The organism is Pseudomonas sp. CG7, from assembly GCF_023701885.1.
Classification (GTDB): Bacteria; Pseudomonadota; Gammaproteobacteria; order Pseudomonadales; family Pseudomonadaceae; genus Aquipseudomonas; species Aquipseudomonas zanjanensis.
Genome location: NZ_JABAEE010000006.1, coordinates 114,401 through 120,132, shown reverse-complemented (window position 1 = coordinate 120,132; position 5,732 = coordinate 114,401). Strand labels below are relative to the sequence as shown.

Genomic DNA, 5,732 nt, shown 5'->3' with positions numbered 1-5,732 from the left:
CCCCGCGCGCCCCCACATAACCCGCGGGGCTGCGTGAGGCCCTCATCAACCCTGTCAGCACACTATCTTCTTTGCCTTCGTCAGGACCTCATCGCGAGCAAGCTCGCTCCCACAGGAGGGCAGATCTGGAATTTGCGTGTCGCCTTAGCGCACCTTGAACCGTCCCATGATCGCATTCACCCGGGTATTGGCTTCCAGCAGTTGCCGGGTATTGGCTTCGCTGGCCAAGCCGCTTTCCACCAGTTCCTCCACCATGTGGCGGATTTGCACCATGCTGCGATTGATCTCCTCGGTCACCGCGCTCTGTTGCTCGGCGGCGGTGGCGATCTGGGTGCTCAGGCTGTTGATCTGGCTGACCGAGCCGGCCATTTCGTCCAGGCCCGAGTTCACCCGTGACGTCGCATCGGCGGCCGACTGGCAGCTGGCCTGGGTGTTTTCCATGGCCGAGACCGACGAACTCACGCCCTGGGTCAGGCGGGTCAGCATTTCGTTGATTTCCGAGGTGCTGGCCTGGGTGCGAGCGGCGAGGGCGCGGACCTCGTCGGCCACCACGGCAAAACCACGGCCTTGCTCACCGGCCCGGGCGGCTTCGATGGCGGCGTTGAGGGCCAGCAGGTTGGTCTGCCCGGCGATGGCGCCGAACACGCCAAGGATCTCGGTAATGCGCTGGGCGTCCTGTTGCATGCTCTCGACCTTGCGGGTGGCGCTGGCCACCTCATCGATCAGCGCCACCACACTGTTGGAGGCCTCGCCAACCACCACGCGGGAGCGGTCGGCATGCTCGTTGGCGCGTTGGGTGAACGCGGCGGTCTCGGCGGCGTTTTGCGCGACGCTTTCGGCCGTGGAGCTCATCTGGGTAATGGCGGTCACGGTCTGGTCGGTTTCCGAGGCGTGGCGCATCAGGATTTCGCTGGTGTGGGCCGAGGTCCGCTGCAGATCGCCGAGGCTCGACGCCATGGCGCCGGTGGCCTGGGTGACTTCACCGATCATGCCTTGCAGGTAAGCGATGAAGCGGTTGACCGAATGACCGATCGCGCCCAATTCATCCTCGGCCCGGATGATGATGCGTCGGGTCAGGTCGGCATCGCCCGTGGACAAGGCGTCGATGTTGCCTTTGAGCACCTTCATGCGGGGGGTCAATTGGCGGATCGCGTAAAGTGGCATCAACACCAACAGGATCACCATTGGGATCTGCAGCAGGCTCAAGGTGTTCAGCACATCGTCGCGTTGGGCGGTGATCAGTCGGGTTGGCAGCGCAGTGGCAAGGAACCACGGCGAACCTTCGATAGGGCGCATGAAGAAGGTGCTGGCCTCGCCCTTGTTGTCGAACTCGACCCGCTGCAACGGCTGGTCACGCTTGGCCAGGCCTGCCTTGACCTGGGCAGCGAATGGCGAGGATGCCGCCAGGTCGCCGATAGTCTTCAACACGATCGGCCCGCTGATGCGCGAACTGTTGCTGATGATCTTGCCGTCGCCTTCGACGATCAGCATTTCGGCGCTCAGGTCGGCTTCCTTGCGCGCAATCAGGTCGTTGAAGAAGCCCAGGGTCACGTCGATGGTGGACACGCCGTAAGGCACGCCATTCTTCTGGATGGCCATGGCGCAGTTGGTGCGGGGCTCGGCGCTGGCGTCGTCTTTATAGGCTGCGGCCCAGGCGCATTTGCCAGGCGGCGTGGCCATGCCGCCCTTGTGCCAGGGTTGCTCGTAATAGTTGGGCGCGGCGTCACTGTTCCAGAAGGTATTGACCACCAGCTTGCCGGACGCATCGCGATGCCAGAACGTGCTGAACTTGCTACGTCCCTCGGCCCGCTGGTTGGGCAACGGCCAGATCCCGCCGCCGAATACTTTCAACTCGCCGTACTGGTCAACCAGCCCCGGCAATACTTTGTCGATGGCATCGCTGTCGAGCAACGGGATGGTCTGGGTGATGCTGCGTTGCTGCGCCTGCACCTTGTTCAGTTCGCCCTGGATCTGCTCGGCAACCTCGGCGATGCGGTTCAGCGCCACTTGCTCTTCAGTCTGGCGCAGCTTGGGCGCCACCAGGTAACTGATGCCCACCACGGTCAGGAGGGACAACACCAGCATGAAAATGACCAGGAACAGGGTGTAGCGAGCCTGAATCGTTCGGAATGAGGGCATGTGGAAATCCTTGCACGAAGGCGACTTTCTGGAGCAGGCGGATGGGCAGTCCTGATTGTATCGGCCTGGGGTGATGCAGCTTTAGAGGTCAGTCGGTCAAGGAATAAAACGAGGGGATTGCACGAAGACTTGCCTTCGGCTGTACCATGATGCCCCCTTGGCAGCCTGTCATTCCGGCAATACGGTATGGACCTGGCAGCCTTTGGATACAGAACGGATACATTCAGGAAATTGGCAATGACTCATTCGCAACGTTTGAAATACTCGATTCTGATCGTTCTCGTCGTCCTGGCAATCATGCTGGGGCTGTCCTGGATGCAGGGCCAGGGCATGATCAGCGAGCAGCTGTTTCAATACATCGCCATTGCCGTGGCGGTCATCGTGGTGGTGATCAACGGCGTGATGCGGCGCAAGGTCAAGCCCTGAGCGCCGGGTTCAATCCTCGGCTTCGAGCACGGCCATCGCGCTGGGGTGCAGGCGGTAGCTTTTATCGGGGTTGAGGGTCACGACGCCCTCGCTGCACAGGCGCTTCAACACCTCGCGCACGCTGAGAAAGGACAACGGAATGTCCAGCCCCAATAACTGGCTGTGCACACCACGCACGCCCAGGCAGCGGTTTTCGTGGGCGGCCTTGAGCAGCGCATCGATAACTTTGAGGCGAATCAGGCTGGTCCTGAGCCCGAAGCTCTTGAGCAGGCGCCTGATGTGGTCGTTGCCGCCGCGCTCTGGCGGCCTGTCGAATTCACGGTGGGTGGCATTCAGCGAGACGCCGGTCGGCCTTGGCTTGCCCTCCATGGGCAGTTGCGCGTTACGCATGCAGAAACTCCTTACCAGCCTGATCAGAAAAGGTCACGAATACTCTCCTGTTATAGGACGAACGAGGATGGGCAATCATGAAGGCGGCGATGTGAAAAAATTGCCCCGGCTTCGTCAAACCCCCGTGCTCAAGCGGCGCCAGGCCATTAATTTTTTTTTATCCGGTTCGTTTTCAAGGTAGGCACATTCCGGTTCAGCATGCGGGGTGTGATTTCCCAGGCGGGCCGAGTGTTGTCTACAGGCGCAGCGGTAGCCGTTCTGGTTTTTGCGGTTTTCATCAGGAGAGAACGTGAGAATGTCCGGGCAGTTATCGAGGGTTGGCCTTACAGGCGCTTTTCTAGGGATCGCCCTCGGGCTCAGCCCTGTGGTCTATGCGCAGGACGATGGGGCGCAGGCCAGTGCCGAGATCCGGCGCACCCGTTTTGGCGTGCCGCATATCCGGGCTCAGGACGAGCGTGGGTTGGGTTATGGCATCGGCTATGCCTACGCCCAGGACAACCTGTGCCTGCTGGCCAATGAGATTGTTACGGTCAACGCCCAGCGCTCGCGTTATTTCGGGCCCGAGCAGGTCACGGTCGAACAGCGGGAGAACCGCGTCAGCGACCTGTTCTTCAACTGGCTCAATACGCCGCAAGCGGTTTCCGGTTTCTGGCAGGCCCAGACGCCCCAAGTGCAGCAATTGGTCGAAGGCTATGCGGCGGGCTACAACCGCGCGTTGGCCGAGCACAAGGCCAAGGGCCTGCCCGAACAGTGCGCCAGCGAGTGGGTACGGCCAATCACTGCGCTGGACTTGGTCAAGTTGACCCGTCGGTTGTTGGTGGAAGGCGGCGTCGGCCAATTCGCCGAAGCCCTGGCAGGTGCGCAACCGCCCAAGGCGACCGCGCTCGCCGCCGCTCCGGCCGCGAGTTTCGCTGCCGCCGCGACCCGGCAGCAGCGTTTTGCCCTGGAGCGCGGCAGCAATGCCCTGGCCATCGGCAGTGAGCGCTCGTTCAACGGTCGTGGGATGTTGTTGGCGAACCCGCATTTTCCGTGGGTGGGCGGCATGCGTTTCTACCAGATGCACCTGACCATTCCCGGCAAGCTGGACGTCATGGGCGCGGCGCTGCCAGGCCTGCCGATGATTAACATCGGTTTCAGCCAGCACCTGGCCTGGACCCACACCGTCGACAGTTCCAAGCATTTCACCCTGTACCGCCTGCAACTCGACCCGAAGGACCCGACCCGCTACTTGCTCGATGGCAAGTCCGTACCGAAGAGCCAACAGACGGTCACAGTGGACATCCAGCAACCCGACGGCCAGGTGCAGACGGTTTCCCGCGTGGTCTATGGCTCGCAGTTCGGCCCGATCGTGCAATGGCCCGGCCGGCTGGACTGGGATAACCGGTTCGCCTACAGCCTGCGGGACGCGAACCTGGAAAACGATCGGGTGCTGGCCCAGTGGTACGCCATGAACAAGGCGGTCACGCTCAAGGACTTGCAGGCCGCCGTCCATGAGATCCAGGGCATTCCCTGGGTCAATACCCTGGCGGTGGACGACCAGGGGCAAAGCCTCTACATGAATGTGTCGGTGGTGCCGAACGTCGATGCCGACAAACTGTCCCGGTGCAGCGATCCCAGGGCCGGGTTGCAGATGATCGTGCTGGATGGTTCTCGCAGCGAATGTGCCTGGGGCAGCGATGCCAAAGCGGTACAGAAGGGCATTTATGCCGCCGACAAGCTCCCGCAGCTGCTGCGTCGTGATTATGTGCAGAACTCCAACGATTCGGCCTGGATGGTCAACCCGGCGCAACCCTTGTCCGGTTATTCCCCGTTGATCAGCCAGCACGGCCAGCCACTGGGGCTGCGCGCGCGTTTTGCGCTCGAGCGGATGGGCCAGTTGGCCAAGGCCGGGCCGGTGAAGGTGGAGGATTTGCAACACATGGTCATGGACGATCAGGTGTACCTGGCGGACCAGGTGATGCCGGACCTGCTCAGCGTATGCGCCGGTGACCTGGGGAGCGATGCGCGGACGTTGGCCGAAGCCTGTGCCAGCCTCAAGGCCTGGGATCGCAAGGCTGGTTTGAATAGCGGCCTGGGGTTCGTGCATTTCCAGCAGATCATGGAACGGCTGCAGGCGCTGCCTGACTCATGGCGCGTCGCGTTCGATCCCAAGGATCCGCAACGCACCCCGCGCGGCCTGGCGATTGAGCGGCCGCCTGTGCTCAAGGCCGTGCGCGAAGCCATGTTGGCCTCGGTGGAGGCGGTGAAGGCTGCCGGGTTGTCGAAGGACAGCCGATGGCAAGACGTCCAGGTGGCCAGCAGTGGCGCCCGACAGACACCGATCCACGGCGGCCCCGGGGAGCTGGGCATCTATAACGCGATCCAGAGCGTGCCGGGGGCGAACGGCAAGCGAGAGGTGGTCAGCGGCACCAGCTACCTGCAAGTGGTGACGTTTGACGATAAAGGTCCACAAGCCCAGGGGCTGTTGGCGTTCTCCATTTCCAGCGACCCTGCTTCGCCTTATTCGGCCGACCAGACCCAGGCGTTTTCGCAGAAACAGTGGAGTGTGCTGCCCTTCACCGAACAGCAGATCAAGGCTGATCCACAGTATCAGGTCCTGATTATTCGTGAGCGGGATGAGGCGGGCAGGGTGGCGACGCAATAACCGCTGTTGTACCTGAGGCGTTCGGCAAACCCGTGGCGAGGGAGCTTGCTCCCGCTTGAGCGCGAAGCGCTCACCCAAGGGGCAGCGGAGCCGCCCAACCGCCGCCACGACCCGCCGCCCCGGGTGGGGAATG

Annotated in this window: 3 protein-coding genes and 2 pseudogenes; 2 read left to right on the top strand and 3 right to left on the bottom strand. The window is 62.3% G+C overall.

Features of this window, described 5'->3' with window-relative positions; genetic code table 11:
• Positions 1 to 144: 144 nt before the first annotated feature.
• Together HGO40_RS30765 and HGO40_RS30760 are read right to left on the bottom strand one after the other, a co-directional pair.
• Positions 145 to 672 (bottom strand): annotated as a pseudogene (locus HGO40_RS30765) (methyl-accepting chemotaxis protein); the annotation flags it as partial.
• Between the two features lie 879 nt (positions 673 to 1,551).
• Positions 1,552 to 2,085: pseudogene (locus tag HGO40_RS30760) on the bottom strand (PDC sensor domain-containing protein); the annotation flags it as partial.
• A gap of 291 nt (positions 2,086 to 2,376) precedes the next feature.
• On the opposite strand from HGO40_RS30760, the gene HGO40_RS04690 reads away from it, so the two are divergent.
• Complete coding sequence (locus HGO40_RS04690) at positions 2,377 to 2,565, top strand: hypothetical protein (protein WP_186705709.1); 189 nt, start codon at positions 2,377 to 2,379, stop codon at positions 2,563 to 2,565.
• Between the two features lie 9 nt (positions 2,566 to 2,574).
• On the opposite strand, the gene HGO40_RS04685 is transcribed toward HGO40_RS04690, so the two are convergent.
• Positions 2,575 to 2,955, bottom strand: a complete 381-nt coding sequence (locus HGO40_RS04685; protein WP_186705708.1) for a fe2+ zn2+ uptake regulation protein — start codon at positions 2,953 to 2,955, stop codon at positions 2,575 to 2,577.
• 295 nt (positions 2,956 to 3,250) lie between these two features.
• Here HGO40_RS04685 and pvdQ point away from each other — a divergent pair, with 295 nt between their 5' ends.
• Positions 3,251 to 5,599, top strand: coding sequence for a bifunctional acylase PvdQ (gene pvdQ, locus HGO40_RS04680; RefSeq protein ID WP_250962087.1), 2,349 nt, complete (start codon positions 3,251 to 3,253; stop codon positions 5,597 to 5,599).
• The last annotated feature ends 133 nt before the right edge of the window (positions 5,600 to 5,732 follow it).